Annotated in this window: 21 protein-coding genes and 1 riboswitch; of the genes, 12 read left to right on the top strand and 9 right to left on the bottom strand. The window is 38.1% G+C overall.

From position 1 onward, the window contains the following. The first annotated feature begins 44 nt into the window (after positions 1–44). Positions 45–127: riboswitch (cyclic di-GMP riboswitch) on the top strand. 72 nt (positions 128–199) lie between these two features. From JOC83_RS16085 to JOC83_RS16095, 3 genes are read left to right on the top strand one after another with little or no spacing between them, the layout of a single operon-like run. Continuing rightward, on the top strand, positions 200–1,621 hold the full coding sequence (locus JOC83_RS16085) for a dynamin family protein (protein ID WP_205188400.1): 1,422 nt from the start codon (positions 200–202) through the stop codon (positions 1,619–1,621). A 14-nt stretch (positions 1,622–1,635) separates the two neighbouring features. Continuing rightward, entirely contained in the window at positions 1,636–2,415 is a 780-nt protein-coding gene (locus JOC83_RS16090; RefSeq protein WP_205188401.1) for a hypothetical protein, read from the top strand. A gap of 15 nt (positions 2,416–2,430) precedes the next feature. Next, positions 2,431–3,255: a hypothetical protein gene (locus JOC83_RS16095; RefSeq protein WP_205188402.1), complete on the top strand. Its 825-nt coding sequence runs from the start codon at positions 2,431–2,433 to the stop codon at positions 3,253–3,255. Between the two features lie 217 nt (positions 3,256–3,472). On the opposite strand, the gene JOC83_RS20215 is transcribed toward JOC83_RS16095, so the two are convergent. Then, on the bottom strand, positions 3,473–3,601 hold the full coding sequence (locus tag JOC83_RS20215; RefSeq protein ID WP_338038938.1) for a hypothetical protein: 129 nt from the start codon (positions 3,599–3,601) through the stop codon (positions 3,473–3,475). A gap of 187 nt (positions 3,602–3,788) precedes the next feature. Here JOC83_RS20215 and JOC83_RS16100 point away from each other — a divergent pair, with 187 nt between their 5' ends. The 7 genes from JOC83_RS16100 to JOC83_RS16130 all read left to right on the top strand — a co-directional run bounded on the left by JOC83_RS16100 (position 3,789) and on the right by JOC83_RS16130 (position 13,140). Next, on the top strand, positions 3,789–4,805 hold the full coding sequence (locus tag JOC83_RS16100; protein WP_205188403.1) for a phosphotransferase enzyme family protein: 1,017 nt from the start codon (positions 3,789–3,791) through the stop codon (positions 4,803–4,805). Between the two features lie 94 nt (positions 4,806–4,899). Further along, entirely contained in the window at positions 4,900–6,930 is a 2,031-nt protein-coding gene (locus JOC83_RS16105; protein WP_205188404.1) for a catalase, read from the top strand. Positions 6,931–7,478: 548 nt separating this feature from the next. Continuing rightward, the gene (locus JOC83_RS16110) at positions 7,479–7,820 is read left to right on the top strand and encodes a hypothetical protein (RefSeq protein ID WP_205188405.1); all 342 of its coding nucleotides are present in this window, start codon (positions 7,479–7,481) and stop codon (positions 7,818–7,820) included. Between the two features lie 223 nt (positions 7,821–8,043). Continuing rightward, positions 8,044–8,541 (top strand): PH domain-containing protein, encoded by a 498-nt coding sequence (locus JOC83_RS16115; RefSeq protein WP_205188406.1) that lies wholly within the window; start codon positions 8,044–8,046, stop codon positions 8,539–8,541. Beyond that, positions 8,541–10,031 (top strand): PH domain-containing protein, encoded by a 1,491-nt coding sequence (locus tag JOC83_RS16120; protein ID WP_205188407.1) that lies wholly within the window; start codon positions 8,541–8,543, stop codon positions 10,029–10,031. Before JOC83_RS16115 ends, JOC83_RS16120 begins: the two co-directional genes overlap by 1 nt. A 146-nt stretch (positions 10,032–10,177) precedes the next feature. Then, the gene (locus JOC83_RS16125) at positions 10,178–11,347 is read left to right on the top strand and encodes a diguanylate cyclase domain-containing protein (RefSeq protein WP_205188408.1); all 1,170 of its coding nucleotides are present in this window, start codon (positions 10,178–10,180) and stop codon (positions 11,345–11,347) included. A 308-nt stretch (positions 11,348–11,655) separates the two neighbouring features. Continuing rightward, positions 11,656–13,140 carry an alkaline phosphatase gene (locus tag JOC83_RS16130; RefSeq protein ID WP_205188409.1) on the top strand — a complete coding sequence of 495 codons (1,485 nt, stop codon included), beginning with the start codon at positions 11,656–11,658 and terminating at the stop codon, positions 13,138–13,140. A 36-nt stretch (positions 13,141–13,176) separates the two neighbouring features. On the opposite strand, the gene JOC83_RS16135 is transcribed toward JOC83_RS16130, so the two are convergent. The 6 genes from JOC83_RS16135 to JOC83_RS16160 form a co-directional block, all read right to left on the bottom strand. Next, positions 13,177–13,392 carry a hypothetical protein gene (locus JOC83_RS16135; protein WP_205188410.1) on the bottom strand — a complete coding sequence of 72 codons (216 nt, stop codon included), beginning with the start codon at positions 13,390–13,392 and terminating at the stop codon, positions 13,177–13,179. A 598-nt stretch (positions 13,393–13,990) separates the two neighbouring features. Further along, on the bottom strand, positions 13,991–14,182 hold the full coding sequence (locus tag JOC83_RS16140) for a YfhD family protein (RefSeq protein ID WP_205188411.1): 192 nt from the start codon (positions 14,180–14,182) through the stop codon (positions 13,991–13,993). Positions 14,183–14,270: 88 nt separating this feature from the next. Beyond that, positions 14,271–14,399, bottom strand: coding sequence for a YfhE family protein (locus JOC83_RS16145; RefSeq protein WP_205188412.1), 129 nt, complete (start codon positions 14,397–14,399; stop codon positions 14,271–14,273). A 107-nt stretch (positions 14,400–14,506) separates the two neighbouring features. Next, complete coding sequence (locus JOC83_RS16150; protein ID WP_205188413.1) at positions 14,507–15,067, bottom strand: GNAT family N-acetyltransferase; 561 nt, start codon at positions 15,065–15,067, stop codon at positions 14,507–14,509. Positions 15,068–15,334: 267 nt separating this feature from the next. Then, complete coding sequence (locus JOC83_RS16155; RefSeq protein ID WP_205188414.1) at positions 15,335–16,462, bottom strand: amidohydrolase; 1,128 nt, start codon at positions 16,460–16,462, stop codon at positions 15,335–15,337. Positions 16,463–16,498: 36 nt separating this feature from the next. After that, positions 16,499–17,407, bottom strand: a complete 909-nt coding sequence (locus JOC83_RS16160) for a TIGR01777 family oxidoreductase (RefSeq protein WP_205188415.1) — start codon at positions 17,405–17,407, stop codon at positions 16,499–16,501. 69 nt (positions 17,408–17,476) lie between these two features. Here JOC83_RS16160 and recX point away from each other — a divergent pair, with 69 nt between their 5' ends. Continuing rightward, the gene (gene recX / locus JOC83_RS16165) at positions 17,477–18,289 is read left to right on the top strand and encodes a recombination regulator RecX (RefSeq protein ID WP_205188416.1); all 813 of its coding nucleotides are present in this window, start codon (positions 17,477–17,479) and stop codon (positions 18,287–18,289) included. 82 nt (positions 18,290–18,371) lie between these two features. Here recX and JOC83_RS16170 read toward each other — a convergent pair whose 3' ends face one another. Further along, positions 18,372–19,037, bottom strand: coding sequence for an SDR family NAD(P)-dependent oxidoreductase (locus JOC83_RS16170; RefSeq protein ID WP_205188417.1), 666 nt, complete (start codon positions 19,035–19,037; stop codon positions 18,372–18,374). Between the two features lie 82 nt (positions 19,038–19,119). On the opposite strand from JOC83_RS16170, the gene JOC83_RS16175 reads away from it, so the two are divergent. Next, positions 19,120–19,440 (top strand): YfhH family protein, encoded by a 321-nt coding sequence (locus JOC83_RS16175; protein ID WP_205188418.1) that lies wholly within the window; start codon positions 19,120–19,122, stop codon positions 19,438–19,440. Between the two features lie 92 nt (positions 19,441–19,532). On the opposite strand, the gene JOC83_RS16180 is transcribed toward JOC83_RS16175, so the two are convergent. Next, entirely contained in the window at positions 19,533–19,694 is a 162-nt protein-coding gene (locus tag JOC83_RS16180; protein WP_110114299.1) for a YpzG family protein, read from the bottom strand. Between the last annotated feature and the right edge of the window lie 36 nt (positions 19,695–19,730).

The following is a 19,730-nucleotide window of genomic DNA, read 5'->3' on the forward strand; positions in this document are numbered from 1 at the left end:
AAGTTATTAGACTTCCTGTATAATAAACACGTTAAAACAAAAAATACCATATTTAGCAAACTTATTTAAAGATAAGGACGCAAAGCCACGGGCCTAAGGCATTCGCTATGGTCGCCGGGTTGCACAGTTTAACCCTTCGTCTTTTTTATATTACGAAGTTTTTTTATTTTTATCAATTTTAATAGAGGTGACATAGAGGATGAGCTCAAATGTAGTTGAAAAGCCAATAGAAATAACAAAAGTATTGAATGAATTAGATATAAATCGTAAGCAAATTGCCTGGAATCCACTTGCGAATCGTTATGCGAGAACGTTAGAAAGAGTTGAGCGTATTTTACAAGAAGGAAGTCTTGAGAATGTCATAGATAAAGGATTTATCTCAAAGATAGAGGCATTTATTAAGCAATGTCGTGAACCAGAGTTTCATATTGCCATTATCGGAGTTGTTAAAGCGGGGAAATCCACACTTATCAATGCATTATTAGGAATGGAGCTTGCTTCTACATCTGTTACACCAGAAACAGCAGTCTTAACAAAAGTTCGTTCGGGGCACGGAAAAAATAAAGTTAAGATTCGCTTTTATAATCAGGTGGAATGGAATGCATTGTGGAGAAGTGCAAATGAAAATAAGCACTCTACATTCTTTAAAGAATACAATGCTTTACAAGCTGATCACGAAAAAGTTCAGTGGGTCAATCATGAAGAAGTCACGCTCTATCCAACCTCTAATGAAGAATTAAAAGAAGTTGTGAAAGAATGGACATCATCAAAAGATCCAAAGCATTATTTTGTTAAAGAAGTAGAGATTGGCTTAGCTGATTTTAACCTTCCTGAACAAGTTGTCTTTGTAGACACACCTGGACTAAATGATGCAGTTCGCTATCGTTCAGATGTGACACGCAACTACATTGATCGTGCCAACGCAGTTATTTTATGTGCCTTTTCAAAAACATTAAACACAGGTGATCTTCAAACGATGTATAACGTATTTGCCAATTGTCGAGAGAATCCTGAAAAGGTATATACGATTGGAACTCAGCTTGATTTATTAAATGAACCACAGAAAGACTGGTCTTTAATCAAAAAGCAATGGATTTCCTATCTAGAGGGTGAAGATTGTTACGGGTCTTCGTTTACTGCTTCTAAAAATATCTTTGGTTTATCTGCCCATATGTATAACCAGGCAATTCATTATCACAAGCTCAGTAAAAAAGAACAGAGAAAGCTTGAATTTTCTCTTTTTAACTATGATGAAGACGTTGAGGACGTCGTAGAAGAAGCAAAGAAGTACTCTGAAATTCAGACGTTTAAAGAGAATTTATTTATGGAAATTGTTCAAAATCATGAATCGCTATTAATTGAAGAGTTACAATCACGTTTTCAACATTTACAAAATGAGCTTATTGATCGTCTTGTATACATAAAAACATCACAATCAGATTTATTAGAATCCACTGGAGAAGACCTAGAAGTAATCACGGCAAAAGCGAAAGCAAAAGCACAAGAAGTAAAAGAAGTAAAAGAAAATCAAGTAACATTGCAAGATATCTTAGCTAAAGTGGAAAGCAATAATGCAGGTTACTTAAAAGAGTTACGAAAAGCTTCAAAAGTATTAGTGTAGGAGGGGATTAAAAAATGGGATGGTTTTCATCATTTGTAAGTGGAGCAGTAAAAGCAGTTAAAGCAGTCGCACAGGTTGTTGCACCAATTGTAAAAAGTCCGGTTCCACCAATCTTTAAAGAGCCAATCATTTTTAAAGTAGCAAAGAAAATATATGAGTACTTTCAAGGTCGAAAATATGACAGCAGCAATGCATCAATAGAAGAAACGAAAGATATGAACCGAGACTTAGCTGAATATGCGAAAACATTTTTTAACGAAGCGAACAGGGTGGAAGAAGAACTTATGGATGTAGCGAATGCTTACTTCGATAAGGTCATTGCACAGCTTGAAGAGATGCAAGAACATGATGAATTTTTAAAAGAACTTCCTTTCAAGCAAATGAAGCAAGATGTACGCAACCTTCGTAAAGAGATGAGAGGTAGAATGAAAAAGAGTATTTCTCTTTCTTACTCACTCGACAATGAAGACTTATTAGCCATTTTGAAAATTGACTCAGATAATGAGCGCGTGCAACAACTTGAGAGTTATTCAAAAAAAGTGATGAAGGATGCTATCGATCAATTTTTAACGAAGATTGAAGAGTTAAGTGATATGCAGATGAATCTAGTAGAAGAATTAATTTTATCTAAAGTATCACAACTCTCTCTTGTGATGGACGAAGAAAGTGCGTTGCTGACTGAATTATTATCTGCTAAACAGCAAGATGAACAAGAATTAAAGAACTTGAAAATAAAAATTTCAGCAACAATTGAATTATGTGATACGGCGTTAAAAGAACTACAGTCTGCTTAGAAAGGAGGTAACAAAATGGGGTTATGGTCTTTACTTGGAATTGCGAGTAAAAAAGAAATCAATGAGTTAAATGAAACGATTAGTAGAGAACGAGCTGAACTTGAAAAAACGCTGATTCAACAATTTCAAGAACAAAAAGAACAGAATGAACAATGGATACAGGCATTTGAAAAAAGCCTACATGAACTGAAAAATGAGCATCGTGAAAAACTGAATGTAGTAGAAGATCATGTTCAGGCTGTAACTGAACGAGTACATGATTACTCTAACTTAGTGAAATCTCAAGGAGAAGATATAGCTGAAAAGCTGCGTGTTATTAGTGAAATCGCAAAGATTCAATGGGCAAGTACTCTTATTGATTACGTAGATGAGCTTGTACAAACGGCAGAAATCGAAAAACAACGAGAAGGAAACACTAAGCATCCTTACCATTACCAATTTGGAGAAGTGACAGATTTGTTTCATGCGATTTGTAATGAAACGCAACAAGCTGGAATGTATATTGATTGGAAAAACACAAAACAAACGGTTCAAATCTTTTTACACGAAGACGATGCTAGGCGAAACGTTAATCAAATTGGTGCGATTCAATATGAAGGAAGTAACGACTTCGGTCGAAAAGCGCCAACAACAGTAAGCTGGCGATTCAATCTCGCTCAATTGCCGTCAGGCTTAAAGCGTGATCTAGAAGCGATAGGTGGACAGTCATCTCTAGCTTCTTACTTAGAAATAACTACAAACTACGTTACATTTAAGTTTAAAGAAGAAACGTTAGAGACACATGAAGCAATCAAAAAAATTGGTCGCATGTTAAGAAAATGTGTGTTAGTTACAAAATAAGAAATAAAGAAGGCTACACAACATGTAGTCATGTTTAGTACAAGATATCGAGCAAGAACAGAACAGAGATAACAACACTTTTTAACTAATAGATTCTAGTGAAATCTAGAAGGTTCGGTGAAAACGCCCATGCATCAGAGGTGGATAATACAATAGGCTAGTTGACTCTTTCAATCTAATGTGGGCCGAATATAGTAGAAAAGGAACGTACCTCACTTCAGGTAGGTTCCTTTTCTACACACAAAAAACAAAAAACCTTTCCATCAACCACTACGCCATTTAAAAAGCCGTCACAGCAATACACCGCTTTTCCGCACTGTCCACATGTTCCTACGTATTCTTTCACACGCTTCTCCTCCTTGAGAGACTTCTTCTCTAAAAGAAAAGAGAACCCTGTTTTTCTCCATAAAAAAATAGAGCATGGAAACCATATCGTTTAGCTAAGAAACATGTAACCGAATTAAGAACAGGATTTTCGTGAGTATCTACCGAATGTACACAATTATATTGAAGGTAAATGGAGTGATATTTAGATGGAAAAGTGGATTGAAGAGCTTTTTAGTGAACATGTACTTGAAGATGCTGCATCGCGCTATAAAGCAGATGCGATACATGCAAAAAAGCTAGGTGATTTTGAAAACTATGTCTTTGAAGTGAAAAAGAATGAAACGCCGTATATTTTAAGACTTACCCATAGCTCACACCGGAGTAAAGAAGAAGTAGAGGCAGAATTACAATGGATTAATTATCTTCATGAACATGGAGTAACTGTGTCACTCGTTCACCATTCTGAAAATGGGCATCTTGTTGAAACCATTGATGTGAAGGGTTCTGCCTTTTATGTCTGCCTGTTTGACAAAGCACCAGGTGAACCAGTGCGAGCCAATGATGCGCTAAGCTCAACGGTATTTGAAAAGTGGGGACAAATCACGGGTAAAATGCATCGCGTCACAAAAAGCTATAAGCCAAAAGGGACAAAGCGTGCACGCTGGGATGAAGGAGACCTTTTTGACTTTGGCCGTTATGTAACGAATAAGAAAGACGCAGACATTGTAAAAGCTGCCAATGCATTAGTAAATCAAATCAAGCAGCTTCCTGAAAGTGATGATGTATTTGGCTTGATTCACTCCGACATTCATCCAGGAAACTTCTTTTATCATGAAGGAGACATCTACGTTTTCGATTTTGATGACAGCTCGTATCATTATTTAATAAGTGACATTGCTATTCCACTTTATTATCATATCTGGTTTCATCATCGAAATGAAGATGTAGAAACTCGTTCAAAAAGGGGAGAAGACATGCTCGTTCACTTCTTATCAGGGTACTTACGGGAACACGACATGTCAGATGAATGGATTTCACGCATCCCACTTTTCTTAGCTCTGCGTGACTATGAGCTTTATGCCGTTTTTCATAAAAAGTGGGATGTAACGGCGTTGGATGAGCGAGAAGCAGCGCTTTTAGACCAAATTCGTGATCGGCTTGTTCGGTATGAACCGATTGTTGAGCTGAATTACAATCAAATTATCCGAACAGTAAAAGCGTAAAAATACAGGTGAATAAATCCATGACCATTCTGTTTAATTCTAAAAAATAAGGGAACATGTTTCATAAAACTAAGAATTAGAAAGGAATGGGAACATGGGAAAGAACCGGAAAGATGAGCAGCTTGAACAATATCGCGTGGATGATACAGGAAAGCATTTAACAACCAATCAAGGCTTAAAAGTAGCAGAAGATGAATTTTCCTTAAAAGCTGGCCAACGTGGTCCGACCTTAATGGAAGATTTTCATTTTCGTGAAAAGATGACACACTTTGATCATGAGCGTATTCCAGAGCGTATCGTTCATGCCCGTGGATTTGCCGCTCACGGTGAATTCGAAGTGTATGAATCAATGAAGGAATTTACGAAAGCGAAGTTTCTGCAAGATCCATTGGTCAAAACGCCGGTCTTCGTTCGCTTTTCAACCGTAGCGGGTTCTAAAGGATCGGCTGATGCGGTACGTGATGCCCGTGGATTTGCGACGAAATTTTACACCGAAGAAGGAAACTATGATTTAGTTGGAAACAACATTCCCGTCTTCTTTATTCAAGATGCCATCAAGTTCCCAGATCTCATTCATGCGGTTAAGCCTGAGCCTCATAATGAGATGCCACAAGCGGCCTCGGCACATGATACGTTTTGGGATTTCGTCGCGAACAACCAAGAGTCCGCACATATGGTGATGTGGGCGATGTCTGATCGTGCCATTCCGCGCAGTTATCGAATGATGGAAGGGTTTGGTGTACATACATTCCGATTTGTGAATGAACAAGGACAAGCGCATTTTGTTAAATTTCATTGGAAGCCAGTTCTAGGCACGCACTCCATGGTGTGGGATGAGGCGCAAAAAGTAAATGGAAAAGACCCTGATTTCCATCGTCGAGACTTATATGAAGCAATTGAAAATGGAGATTATCCAGAGTATGAGCTCGGTGTACAGCTCATTAAAGAGGAAGATGAGTTCAGCTTTGATTTTGATGTACTAGACCCAACAAAATTATGGCCAGAAGAAGACGTACCCGTAAAGATTGTTGGAAAGATGACACTAAATCGCAATGTCGATAACGTATTTGCTGAATCAGAACAGGTAGCATTTCATCCAGGTCATGTCGTACCAGGCATTGATTTTTCAAATGATCCACTTCTTCAAGGTCGTCTATTTTCATACACGGATACGCAGCTGATTCGTCTTGGAGGTCCTAACTTTCATGAGCTTCCAATTAATCGACCGGTCTGTCCATTTCACAATAATCAACGAGACGGCTATGGACGTCACACAATTAATCGGGGGCAGGTAAGCTATCATAAAAACTCACTCGCGCAAAATACGCCATCGCCAGCAAGTGAAGCAGAAGGTGGTTATACTCACTACCAAGAGAAAATGGAAGGTCATAAGGTTCGTGCGCGTAGTGAAAGCTTTAAGGATCATTTCTCTCAGGCAGCAATGTTTTGGAATAGCATGAGTGCACCAGAAAAAGAACACATTAAAAAGGCGTTTAGCTTTGAGTTAGGAAAAGTACAAAGCAAATCCGTACAGCAGCAAGTCATTGACATGTTTTCAAATGTGAGTATTGAGCTTGTAAAAGACGTTGCAGAAGCTATTGGAGCCGATATTCGCAAGCAAGGTGGTTCAACCGTTACAAAATCATCACCAGCACTTAGTCAGGAGAACACGATGAAAACAGCGAAGACGCGTAAAGTCGGTGTAATTCTAGGCGATGGTTTTAACGGAAAAGACGTAACCTTGGTTCTTGACCAATTAAAAGATAGTGGAGCTCAAGTTGAACTCATTAGTGATCGTCTAGGTAAGCGGGTAGGACTCGATGAAGTTGAATTTGACGTTGACCATACATTTTTAACAAGCGATTCTGTCTTATTTGATAGTCTTTACGTTGTTGGTGGAAAAGATGTTAGCAATCAATTTAAGCAACAGGCAATCTATTTTACTAAAGAAGCCTTTTCTCACTACAAACCAGTCGGAGCTACACATGATGGAATGAAATGGTTTGAAGAGCTAGGAATAATTGATCAAACAGGGGTTGTCACAAATGAAGACGTGAACAACTTCGCTGGTGAATTTACTCACGCCATCATTGCACATCGCCACTGGGATCGTCAGCTTGTTTAAATAAACAAAGGCCACTGCAGAAACAATAAACTGCAGTGGTTTATTGTTTTGAAAGTGTTGCTGGATGCTGTGTTTCATTTCTTCTTTATGCTCTGCAAATTGTCGATGTCGATGACCATTTCCTCCAGACGGATGTGGAAAACCATGAAGAATTGAATGTGCGTAAATCACATGACGTTCTGCGAGAAACGTCAAATGTCGAGCTGCTTGTTCGGATCACGATTTAACAAAAATGCATCACGTTTTAAGTCTTCTTACTCAAGCGGTAGCGATAATGATTGAATGCGTTTTTTATACTCATTGAATTTTGAATACGAAGCAAGCGACAATGTATTCATCTCCTTTCATCTATTTCTCTCACATGCTTAGTTTACCCCTAAACTTATTCTAGCAAGATCTTATATCGCTTTAATAATTGATTAAAATAGACAAGCGGTGTATAGTCGTAATGGTAAAAAATGAAATTTATCAACCTAAACTGTTTATAAAAGGCACGTCACTGAAAGTAGAGTTAGTTCCTGACATGTCAGCATATGGGGGGAGTATAGATGCAAGATTATTATGACCTTTTTATCCAGAATGGATTTGAGTTAACAAAAGAAACAGCCAAAGCAGCCGAGTTTACAAGTCTTGGTCACAAAGAGGTTGTTTATCTTCTGTTAGACCGTAAAGACATGACGATGGTTCTACATCCAAAAACAGTTGAAGCTAGCAAAAGTTTGCAACGTAAATGTGAGGAAAAGAAGTCCCATAGTACAGCTCTGACACAGTTCCCAAAAGAAATACATAACGGACAAAATCCTATTCAATATGGTTATGCATTGAAGCTAACGACAGTAGGAGAGCTGGACGCTTTTCTTGCAGGGTTTAACTGTCGAGACCATTTATGATAACTCGACACGTACGAAGGTTGAGGGAGAAAGGATGCTTATTCTTTCTTCCTCAACCTTTCTTATTGCTTTTTACGTATAGAAAAGTTTCAAACAATAAGACATTCAATGAATCTTTTGCGCTTGCTCTTTCGTACAACAGAATAAAGCATGAGAATCATTGATTCATAAAAGATAGAGTTGATTTTTTTAAAAAATAAAGGTTGGTATCAGGAGTGATTAAATGTACACGCAAGTAAGTCCGCCTCAGCGGCAATTAGGAAAGAATGCAGTAAAAGTATGGGTCATAAGTGAAGTCATCATGAATCTCGTTTGGTTTATAATCCTTGGTGTGTTGTTTTATTTAGATCATCGATTTGAATGGAAAGAGTGGATCGGTTGGGTGTTAATCGGCATCACCATTTTATCTGTTCTCACTTCGATTTGGTCGATTGGCTTTCAGCCGATCTTACGCTACAAAAGCTGGCGCTATGATGTGGATGAAGAGTTTTTACGATTAAAATCAGGTATTTTTAAAGTAGAGCATCAGCTTATTCCAATGACAAAAGTACAAGCGGTTTCAACAAAACAAGGTCCATTGCTTAGAAAGTACGGGCTTTTCTCTGTTACGGTTTCAACGATGGCAACATCTCATGAAATTCCTACTCTTCCTGAAAATGTAGCAATTGAGCTGCGAAATCAAATCGCACAGTTTGCAAAAGTGAAGGAAGTGGACGAATAATGGACATGAAGAGACACCATCCTGTTCTATTAGTTTTTAAACTATGGAATATAGTGAAAAACTTCTTTTTTGTTTTTCTTTATTTGTTTGTCATTAAAATGCAGTCACAGTCGCTATTCATTGTCTATGGTCGATATCTATTCATTGGACTTTTTGTTTTTTCTCTCTTTTATATAGTAGTAAAGTGGCTAACACAAACGTATGAGTTAGATCACACATCGTTTCACCTCTATGAAGGCATTTTCAACAAATCCAAGCGCACGGTTCCATTTTCAAAAATTCAAAACGTCAATCGTCATACGTCGTTTTTTCACCGTCTTTTTCAAGTGACGTCCATTCGCTTTGAAACAGGTATGACAGGCGATGAGGCAGAAGTAGAATTTCGGGTTATTTCTCAGGCAGAAGCAAATGAAATGGAAGACTATATCAAGAGTCGTGATGAGCAGCTCATTCAGCCACTCGAATCAAGCGATGATGAGTATGTAGATCAAGAGCATGAAGCTTCTCAGTCCAATCGAATCGTTCACTTTCAACCTACAAAAAAAGATTTAGTGAAAGCTTCCTTTACGTCATTAAGCTTTTTTGCTCTCATTCCAATCATCGGTTCCATTTATTCTAATCTTAATGATGTTTTTGAAGTTGATGGGCAAGTAGAAGGGTTAGTTGTAGGCGTGATGGACTCTTGGTTTTTGATTATGCTTATCGCTATGGTTCTTATCCTTGTGTCAGTAGCATTTGGCGTGTTACGAACGATTTTAAAGTATGGTAAATATGAAATTTCATCCGATGAAGAGCGCATTTATATTAAGAAAGGAATTATCGAGGAAACGTCCTTTTCCATTTCTAAAAGCAATGTGCAAGCGGTTCAAATCATTCAATCACCTCTAAAGAGAGTGCTAGGTTTAGCGGAAGTGAAGTTAACAAGTGTTGGCCTTGGCTCTGAAGAAGATATTGAGGTCAATTCGCTTTATCCATTTTTACCTCTTCAGCGAGCATATGAGATGATTTCAGAATTGCTGCCTTATTACGAAGTTACAAAAGAGATGTCACACCTGCCTAAAAAATCGTTGTGGATTCGCCTTATTAGGCCTAGTTGGATAGGGATTTTGTCAACGGTTGCCTTAGCTTATTTTAAACCAAAAGTCTTTGGGATTGAACATTCTTGGATGTGGCTAGTGATTGCTTTGTTTAGTGTAATTATCTTGTTTCGTCTTTTTGATTTCTTAAATACGCGATACATCCTCAATCACTCATTTATTCAGATCAAAACAGGAGGCTTTACAACCAATTTGTTTATTTCAAGAAGAGAGAAGATTGTGGAGGTTCATGTGAGGCAAAGCTTGCTTCAACAATCATTAGGTCTCGCCTCGATTGGAACAGTCAATCGAGAAAACCCTGTACATCATACAACAATTGATGATGTACCTGTGGAGCTTGCAAACTCTTTTTATGAGTGGTATAGGAATCGCAACAGAACGAAACAAGTGTAATACGACTTTTATAAATCCTACTTGATTACGCTAGACTAGACGAGCTCTTCTCTTATCCGATATAGTAAGAGAGAAAGGTCGAGTTTTGTCGAATTTGGTGTAAATCGAGAGTAGGTGAAGAAGTGAAGAATAAAGATAGGTTCATAGTGAGTTTATTAGCTATGATTATCACTGTCTTATTCGCATGTGTTCAAATATTTATTGAAGGGATGGCTCTTCAATTTGTATTCATTGCAATGATGGTGGTCTCACTTTTATGGTGGGGATTCAAAAAGATGAACACCTTACAATATAAAATAAAGAGTTTAAACGAAGAAAAAGCCAAAATGGTAGCAGAACACTATTCATTAAGCTTAAAAAATGAAAACTATGAATCATTGTTTCATTCATTAGATGGGGCTGTGTTTTCAATTAATATGGTTCACCAAACGGTCACCTTTTCAAAAGGGATTGAGCAAATCTATGGGTACTCAGATGAATTGTATCGAGACAATCGGCACATTTGGAAAGAGAGACTTCATCAAGAGGATTATGAGAGGATCGCCAACCACGAGAGAAAGATCGTAGCAGGGCAAACATCTCAGGTTGAATATCGAATTATCCATGCTAAAACGAATCAAATACGATGGTTGAATGAGCTTGTGACACCAATGAAGACATCTTATGGTGTGATTTTACGTTTGAACGGGCACATCACAGATATTACAGAGCAGAAACGAGCAGAAGTGGAGCTGAAGCAACTAGCATATTACGATGATGTAACCGACCTTCCGAATCGAAAAGCGCTACATCGTCATCTTAAAAAAGCGCTAGCGCGTTCAAAGCGAAATGATCATTCTTTTGTCATCATGTTCATTGATTTAGATGGATTTAAAAATGTGAATGATACGATGGGTCATGAAGCAGGCGATCAATTATTAAAAGAAGTATCCGTACGAATAAACGAATGCATTCGAGAAGAAGACTTGGTTTCCCGTATTGGTGGAGATGAATTTGTCGTGGTGTTTGAAGAAACAGCGAGAGAAGAAGTTGAAAAAATCGCGAAACGTCTTTTAAAGCATGTTGCTCTTCCCTATATGATTCATGAAAAAGAAGCAAACATTTCCTTAAGCATTGGCATTAGTGTCTATCCAAACGATGGGGAAACGAAAGAGGTTCTTCTTGAGCATGCAGACCAAGCGATGTATTGTGCCAAACAAAATGGTAAGAACGGATACGTCATGTACAAGCCAGAACTAAATGAAATGGATTTTAAAAAGGTAAGCGTGTGGGACAGGTGGATCGATTCCATTCAAAAATCAAAGCTATTCAACTAAATAGACACTATCCGACAACTGGACCGTCATAAAAACTCAGTCATAACAAGAGTTTAGGTGGCGGTCTTTTTCTTTTTTCATTTTTTGTCAAATTCCCATTATGTTCTAAATTATTATATGAACAACACTTCACCTTTAAAAAACCATCTATAGCGCGGTTTGTTCAGCTTATCTTATCTGAATTATTACAGTTATGTAACATGTAAAGATTTTGCCGTTTTATTTTTACATTCCTTTTATAGTGTCTTTACTTTTGTACGATAACGTTATAGACAGAAGGACAAATACTAACTAAGGAGAGATATGATATGAAAAAGTCATTTAAACATAAATTATTACCCTTTGCAGTAATGTCTACTCTTGCAATCGGAAGCTTGACGGGCTGCGCAGCAGTTGAAGATAAGGTTGGAGCAGAAAAAGGTTCAGCAGAACAAGCTGTTACTAACAACCAAAGCATCACTCATGCGGAAGCCGTAGCAAAAATAAAAGAAGAAAACCCAGAAATTAAAAATGTCATCTTTTTAATTGGAGATGGAATGGGTCAGCCTTATATGACGGCTCACCGTTATATGAAAGATAACCCAAAAACACCTGAAATTGAGTTAACATCATTTGATAAGCATTTCTTAGGTGTACAAACGACACACTCAGAAGATGAAAAAGAAAACATTACAGATTCAGCTGCAGCGGCAACAGCGATGTCTGGTGGTAAGAAGACATATAATAATGCCATTGCCGTTGATCATAATCATACACCAATTAAAACGGTACTAGAGCAAGCCAAAGAAAACGGCATGTCTACAGGACTTGTATCAACATCTGAAATCACACACGCAACACCAGCGTCATTCGGTGCGCATGATGAAAGTCGTAAAAACATGGATGAGATCGCTGATGATTATTATGATGAAAAGGTTAATGATGAGCATAAAGTTGACGTCCTATTAGGTGGAGGAAAGCTGAATTTCGTACGTGATGATCGTGACTTAACGAAAGAGTTCAAAAAAGATGGCTACAATTATGTGACAAACATGAAAGAATTAAATAAAAATAAAAATGAGCAAGTGCTAGGCTTATTTGCTGATGAAGGATTAGACAAGGCGATTGACCGTAATAAAGAAACACCTTCGTTAGAACAAATGACTAACTCAGCTTTAAAACAATTAAGTAAAAACGACGATGGTTTCTTCTTAATGGTCGAAGGAAGCCAAATTGACTGGGCTGGCCATGACAATGATATCGTGGCAGCTATGAGTGAAATGGAAGACTTTGAAAAAGCATTCAATTCAGCAGTTGAGTTTGCGAAAAAAGACAAGCACACGTTAGTTGTGACAACAGCGGATCACTCAACAGGTGGCTTCTCACTAGGAGCAAACGATGAAAAGGGTGAGGGCATTTATAACTGGTTAACAGATCCAATTAAAGCAGCGAAGAAAACACCAGACTACATGGCTAAGAAAATTGTTGAAGGTGCAGATGTTGAAAAGACATTACGTGAAAACATTAAGCTTGAGTTAAAACCAGAAGAAATTGCTGCAGTAAAAGAAGCAGCGAAAACAGGTGACGAGCTAAAAATCGACGATGCAATTGAAGACATCTTTAACAAGCGTTCATACACAGGCTGGACAACATCAGGTCACACTGGTGAAGAAGTAGGCGTATATGGATATGGACCAGGAAAAGAAATGTTCTCAGGATTCATGGATAACACGGAACAAGCAGAAAACATCTTCTATATTCTAGAGAATATGCAAGGTAAAGACAAAGATAAAGACGAAAAAGACGAAGATTAAAAAGAAACCGCTCTGTTTGTACAGAGCGGTTTTTTCTTATCTCTTCTTCTTACGCGGATCTAACACAGGAACGTTCTTTTTTACAACTTCTAATTCAACTTCGACATGAATGTGTTTTTCATCCACTTGCTTCACATTCATTACTTTTCCTTTACGACCTTTTACTTTTACTTCGCTTCCTTCTGCAGGTATGTCTCGACAGAGCTGATTCAATAGCTCCACGTTGTTCTGAATAAAGTGTACAACGACCATGTTGTTTACTCCCCTTCATCCCTAGAAAATAAAAGCTGTTTATCTTTTTATAAAGGTATTTCCTAAAAGGGAAGTTCAGACCTATAAATTTCGTAAGTAATCTGCTAATAAGGAATATAAAGCTTCGTCATGAAGTTAGAAGGGGCATGTAAAGGGGAAGAAAAGAAGAAGAACGTACATCATTCTACATTATTTTTCATCTTGCAACATAAATTTTTCGACTTTTTAGATATTAAAAGTTTTATCCACATGTAAAAGCGTTTGCAAAACCTTATTTTTCTAAGATATACACAAAGTTATACACATTATCCACAATTTAAGTTTATTTCGTCCACAAAAATTATTAACGATTTATAAATTGAATAAAAGTTGATATAGCAATGGTTTAAAAAGTTATCAACATTATCCACACTTTTGGGGATAAATTGTGTGTATATATTGTATTTTTAGAAAAGTTGCGAATATAGTGTAAAGTATGTAACAACTCTGTTTCATAAAGCTCCAAAAACAGCGTGTAGATTTACTCAATTATAAAGAAGCAAGGATAGAGCCTGTGGAAAAAAAGAACGTGTTGCCTTTTTTTCCACAGGCCTAGCTTTTACTTCTTGCTATTCATATCAGACTGACGAATACCAGCTGCTTGTGCGCGTGCTTGTGCTTCTAAGTCCTCACCATCCGCAAACTCACGTGAGTACTCCGTATCATAGCCATCAGACTTCATATTTTTTGGTACTTGTGGTAAACGCGCTTTGTTGTTGTCACGCGTATGACTTCCTCTTGATCTTCCCATTGTCAATTCCTCCTCAAGAACTCGTTAAGACGGTTCTTTAGTAGGATGTGCGAAAGAAGAGGAGCTATGTATGTGCTATTGTTGCCAATTAGTGTCTTGCTTTTTTCGCTGTGTATCCACCAGCTTGATCAGCCATTTTAAAATCACGAGCGTAGTTAACCTCTTGTGAACTGCTTAATGTGCTTTTCGTTTTATCTTGTCGCTTTTTATCAGCCATTTTAATCCCTCCAAAAGATATGCTTACATAAACTACATCTTCTAGCTTGGCCAATTTTTTCTTTTTTCAAACAAAAAAAGAGTCGTTCACATGGTTTGAACAACTCTCTACGCTTCTTTTAACTGATGATCTTCGTGTACTTCTTGCTCGTGTCGTAAATAGTGCAACGTATATAAGTCTTTTGAAATCTCATATAAGTTATACACATCGCCACTTTGATTAATTTCCTCATACAAACTCTTTCGTGTCTCGTTTGCAAGGGTTACATAAGGAAGCTTTTCAGCAGCTTTCATCGAACGAACATTTACTTTACGAATACGCATGAAAATACGTTCAATTCCTAACTCATAAAACAGTTCGTTAAAAAATACTTCTTTTGCGATTTTATTGTAGCCTTTCCCGTGATAAGGTTTGCCTAACCATGTACCAAGGAAGCCAGCATTGTCTTGCACATCAAATAAGTTAATGGTGCCGATTGGATTACCCCATTCGTCTAAAATTGTACGTGAAATAATTTCTCCGTGATCTTCTGCTTCAATCGTTTGCTTTGTCACAAACAGGAATTCTTCATATGAATTTGCTTTATGACGCACAAAAGGGAAGACATCAGGGTGCACCATGAGATCGTATAAACCTTGACAATCGTGTAGGTCTCGCTTTTTTAGCATAATAATCCCTCCGCCTAGAGGGCAGACTACACGTGTTGTAGGTACCACCCTCGAAATTTTTTAGTATTAAAAAAAATTTCGGGGTGGGAATCGAACCCACTAGAACCAGTTACCTGGTGGCGCACCATTTGCCTTCCCATTACCAGTCAACAAAACGACGTTAACAAGTGAATGTTTGATATATATATTATATGTTTTTCTTCTTATTTTTTCGTCCTTACTTAACGTATCATACTAAAAATATTTTAAAAAAGGAATAGGTAAATGTTAATTTTTTTTGAATAATATTTTTCCATCTATCATTGTCAGAACAGGCTTTGCCATGTAATCGAAAGGGTAGTGATTCCATAGCACTAAGTCGGCATCTTTTCCAACTTGGATGCTTCCAACACGATCTGAAATTCGTAAATTTCGAGCAGCTGCAATGGTAATTCCTTCAAGCGCTCGTTGTTCATTTAATCCCTCACGAACAGCAATGGATGCACAAATATTTAAATATTGAATGGGTGTATACGGATGATCTGTTGTAATGGATACTTCCACACCGTTTTCCCAAAGAGCTTGATAGGTTTCCCAGCTCTTGTTTTTAAGCTCGACTTTTGAACGGCGTGTTAGTGTAGGCCCAACTGACACCTTTAAATTACGACCTTGAAGCTCTTCGGCAATTAAGTGTCCTTCTGTACAATGTTCGATACGGACGTCGAGGTTAAATTCGTCTGCAAAGCGAATAGCTGATAAAATGTCGTCTGCACGATGAGCGTGAATGCGAACCGGAATTTCTCGGCGCAATGCACGAACAAGTGGCTTTACTCGTAAGTCATCAATGTTGTCACTATGCATAGCTTGATAAAATGCTTCACGAAGCATCCCCATGATTCCCATTCGTGTAATGGAATCTTTGTTACCGTGACTGTGAATACGCTTAGGGTTCTCACCTAGTGCAATCTTTAATCCAGCCGTTTCTTGGATGAGCATATGAGAGATGTTTTTACCCGTCGTTTTAATGACAGAGGTCGTACCGCCAATAACATTAGCACTGCCTGGCATAATATGAGCGGTTGTAATGCCGTATTGTATGGCATCTTTAAATGCTGGGTCTAGCGGATGAACACTATCAAGCGCTCGAATATGAGGAGTGAGTGGCTCAATGGTTTCATTTGCATCGTTTCCGGCCCAACCTGTTCCTTCATCATACAGACCGATATGAGTATGAACATCGATAAAACCAGGGAACAAGAACTGATTTTGACAATGAATCACATGGGTTCCATGTTCAGGCTGTAGATGATAGCCGATTTGTTTGATTTTTCCATTCTCCACTAGCAAATCACAGTTTGACAGCGGGGGAGATGTAATGGGATAAATGGTTGCGTGTTTAAATAACGTATTGTTCATCACTAACTAAGCTCCTATCTGCGTAAAGACCTTCCTTCACAACAAATTCTTTAATGCACCTTCTAGTTCATTATATGTAAACTTATAATGATGTTCACCTAGTTTTTGAGGAATTACTTTTTGTCCATCTAAAATTAATGTGCTCATTTCTCCAAGCATCACTTTTAATCCAGCACTCGGTACAGGAAGCCAATGTGGACGACCTAGTACACGTCCAATCGTTTGACCAAATTCTTTCATTTGAACAGGATGTGGTGCTGTCACATTAACAGGTCCATTCACGTCTTCGTGCTCAATAACAAATGCGATGATACTTACCACATCCTCAATATGAACCCATGATACCCATTGTTCTCCTGAGCCAACCGTTCCGCCAACAAATAACCGATAAGGAAGCACCATTTTTGGCAACGCTCCTTCGTCTTTTCCTAAAATAATGCCAAATCGCGTTCGCACCGTACGAATGTGTAGTTCCTCTGCTCGCTTGGCTTCTTGTTCCCATACCTTTACCGTATGAGCTAAAAAGTCATGATCGTCACTTGCAGCAGGAGAGCTCTCGACAAACGTTTCAGTATTAGATATACCGTAATAGCCAACGGCACTTGCATTCACATAGACAGCGGGCTTTTTCTTTAATGAAGACATTATTCGTATCATTTCTTTCGTGGATGAGACACGACTTTCAAAGATGGCTTTTTTACGCTCTTCCGTCCAGCGTCCACTGTTCAACGATACACCTGCAAGATTAATGAATACATCTGCTCCTTCTAGCTCGCTTTCAGGCGAACTACCTTCCGTCAACCACTCTACGTAATGAAGCTTTGGATCATGAGCAGGCTTGTTCGTGTTTCTTGTTAAAATATACACCTCATGCTTGTTTGTTAAAAAGTGATTTGTTAAAGCAGTCCCTACAAAGCCAGTTCCTCCAGCAATGACAATCTTCATCGTTAAAAAACCTCCTTCAAATCGTGTATAATGTGAACCAATAACAATAAAAAAACGGGGTGTACATGTATGGCTGTTATTACGAAAATAACAACCCAAAAGAACAATGCCGAGCGTTACAACGTCTTTCTTGACTACGGTCAAGGTGAACAGTACGCATTTAGTGTGGACGCGAATGTGTTAATTCAACATGACCTGCGAAAAGGCAAAGAGCTCGATGAATTTGATATGACGGAAATTCAATTTGCTGATGATATGAAAAAAGCGTATAACCTCGCTGTTTCGTATTTAGCCTATCGCATGCGTTCAACAAAAGAAGTGGGCGACTATTTACGTAAAAAAGAAATGGATGACGTCATTATTCAACAAGTGCTATTAAAACTAACCGATCAGCGCTATTTAAATGATGTAGAGTTTGCGAAAGCCTACGTGCTAACGCAAATGAATACAACCGTAAAAGGTCCTACGGTCATTCGAAAAGAACTAGCTGAAAAAGGTGTTCAAGAGCAAGAGATTACTCTTAGTCTATGCGAATACCCAAAAGAACAACAACTTCAAACTGCAATGAAGGTCATTGAAAAATTAAAGAGCAAATACAAAAAGCTTTCTGAAACGATGATGAAGCAAAAAATCGAACAAACATTATTAGCCAAAGGACATGTGTTATCGGTAATTCAGCTTGCCTTTGAAGAAGTTCATGTTGAAAAAGAAAGCGATGAAGAGTGGGAAGCTCTTCAATATCAAGGAATGAAAGCACACCGTCGTTATGAACGGTACGATGGGTGGGAATACGAAAAACGCATGAAGCAAAGCTTGTACCGAAAAGGATTTTCGATGGAGCAAATCGCAGCATTTTTAGACTCTATTCGAGATGAAGACTAAAAGAGGCTCATATAACAAAAACATGCAGCACTTCTTGCTTATAAAATCGAGTCAGATAGGCAAGTGCTGCATGAAAGCTTTACTATAGGATGATGTCTTCACCTTGTGAAGATTTATCGTAAACGATGTCTGCGATTTGTGAAGCTGGTTTTAATCGCGATTTATCTTGAATATGGTCGGATTCATCCCAAAACGGCGTGTCCATGCCACCCATATAGGCTCCAATAATGGTCACGTTTTGATTGGCATATTCTGCTTTTAAGCTTTCCGTAAATCCTCTTACTGCGAATTTACTTGCAACATAAGCTGTTTCATTTACTTTTCCACGTAATCCAGCGGTTGAAACAATGTTTATTATTTGAGCAGATGAGCGCTCGCATAAATGCTGAATCAGCGCTTGTGTGACGAAAATCGTTCCTTTTACGTTTGTATCAATCATGTTATGAATGTCTTGGCCAGATAGAGAAGGGAGAGGACCAAAATGTCCAACTCCTGCATTATTTATAAGCACATCAATGTTATGACGCTGTAAAAGCGTGTCTATTGCATTTTTTACGTCATGTTCATTTTGAATATCAAATGCAGACGTGGTCACGTGAGCGCCTTGTTTCTTTAATTCAGCTTGTGAAGCTTTTAATTTCTCTTCATTTCTTCCTGTTATAACGACATGATAGCCATCACGTGCGTAGCGCTTTGCTAATTCATAGCCAAGTCCTGTACTGCCACCTGTAATTAAAACTGTTTTCATGATGCGACCCTCTTTCCATTCTTTAAAAACGTTTACAGTTATCATATACTAAAAGAAGAGTGGACAAAAGGGGGAGTCATCGATGCAAGAAAAGCGCTATAGTCAAATGAGTGAATATGAGTTAAAGCAAGAAATTGCTCATTTACAAGAAAAAGCAAGAAAAGCAGAGCAACTAGGGATTGTTAATGAATTTGCGGTATTAGAACGCAAAATGGTACTCGCAAAAGCATACTTACTTAATCCTGATCAATTTAAGCCAGGAGAAGTATATGAAATTCAAGGAGATCCTGGTATGTATTTTAAAATTGACTACATGAATGGTATATTTGCATGGGGATTCCGCCTTGGAAATCCAGAACAGACTGAAGAAGCTCTTCCGATTTCAATGCTTCGGACATCCTGATTTTTTAAAAGGACGCTTATAGTGTGGCGTAATTTCAGATGCATCATGACAGAACAAAACGTGTCACTCTCATTAGAGTGACACGTTTTTGACTAGGAGCGCTTACGTGTTTGGGCTTCAAGAATGATTAAGTCTTGTGTTTGCTGTGTTTCACCATTTACTTGTGCATGAGCGTGCTTTGGGTTCGCCCATGGTGTTGAAAATGGGTTTTGATGACGGTTCGAGAAAAAATTCTTTTGTTTTTTATGTCCCAAGATAAACCCCTCCATGATTGTAGTGAACGATGAATT

The organism is Priestia iocasae, from assembly GCF_016909075.1.
GTDB lineage: Bacteria > Bacillota > Bacilli > Bacillales > Bacillaceae_H > Priestia > Priestia iocasae.

What these genes read in the sequence shown, in the direction of transcription:
- JOC83_RS16085 (WP_205188400.1), top strand. Translation starts at nt 200, where the DNA reads ATGAGCTCAAATGTAGTTGAAAAGCCAATAGAAATAACAAAAGTATTG.
- JOC83_RS16090 (WP_205188401.1), top strand. Translation starts at nt 1,636, where the DNA reads ATGGGATGGTTTTCATCATTTGTAAGTGGAGCAGTAAAAGCAGTTAAA.
- JOC83_RS16095 (WP_205188402.1), top strand. Translation starts at nt 2,431, where the DNA reads ATGGGGTTATGGTCTTTACTTGGAATTGCGAGTAAAAAAGAAATCAAT.
- JOC83_RS16100 (WP_205188403.1), top strand. Translation starts at nt 3,789, where the DNA reads ATGGAAAAGTGGATTGAAGAGCTTTTTAGTGAACATGTACTTGAAGAT.
- JOC83_RS16105 (WP_205188404.1), top strand. Translation starts at nt 4,900, where the DNA reads ATGGGAAAGAACCGGAAAGATGAGCAGCTTGAACAATATCGCGTGGAT.
- JOC83_RS16110 (WP_205188405.1), top strand. Translation starts at nt 7,479, where the DNA reads ATGCAAGATTATTATGACCTTTTTATCCAGAATGGATTTGAGTTAACA.
- JOC83_RS16115 (WP_205188406.1), top strand. Translation starts at nt 8,044, where the DNA reads ATGTACACGCAAGTAAGTCCGCCTCAGCGGCAATTAGGAAAGAATGCA.
- JOC83_RS16120 (WP_205188407.1), top strand. Translation starts at nt 8,541, where the DNA reads ATGGACATGAAGAGACACCATCCTGTTCTATTAGTTTTTAAACTATGG.
- JOC83_RS16130 (WP_205188409.1), top strand. Translation starts at nt 11,656, where the DNA reads ATGAAAAAGTCATTTAAACATAAATTATTACCCTTTGCAGTAATGTCT.
- JOC83_RS16135 (WP_205188410.1), bottom strand. Translation starts at nt 13,392, where the DNA reads ATGGTCGTTGTACACTTTATTCAGAACAACGTGGAGCTATTGAATCAG.
- JOC83_RS16140 (WP_205188411.1), bottom strand. Translation starts at nt 14,182, where the DNA reads ATGGGAAGATCAAGAGGAAGTCATACGCGTGACAACAACAAAGCGCGT.
- JOC83_RS16145 (WP_205188412.1), bottom strand. Translation starts at nt 14,399, where the DNA reads ATGGCTGATAAAAAGCGACAAGATAAAACGAAAAGCACATTAAGCAGT.
- JOC83_RS16150 (WP_205188413.1), bottom strand. Translation starts at nt 15,067, where the DNA reads ATGCTAAAAAAGCGAGACCTACACGATTGTCAAGGTTTATACGATCTC.
- JOC83_RS16155 (WP_205188414.1), bottom strand. Translation starts at nt 16,462, where the DNA reads ATGAACAATACGTTATTTAAACACGCAACCATTTATCCCATTACATCT.
- JOC83_RS16160 (WP_205188415.1), bottom strand. Translation starts at nt 17,407, where the DNA reads ATGAAGATTGTCATTGCTGGAGGAACTGGCTTTGTAGGGACTGCTTTA.
- recX (WP_205188416.1), top strand. Translation starts at nt 17,477, where the DNA reads ATGGCTGTTATTACGAAAATAACAACCCAAAAGAACAATGCCGAGCGT.
- JOC83_RS16170 (WP_205188417.1), bottom strand. Translation starts at nt 19,037, where the DNA reads ATGAAAACAGTTTTAATTACAGGTGGCAGTACAGGACTTGGCTATGAA.
- JOC83_RS16175 (WP_205188418.1), top strand. Translation starts at nt 19,120, where the DNA reads ATGCAAGAAAAGCGCTATAGTCAAATGAGTGAATATGAGTTAAAGCAA.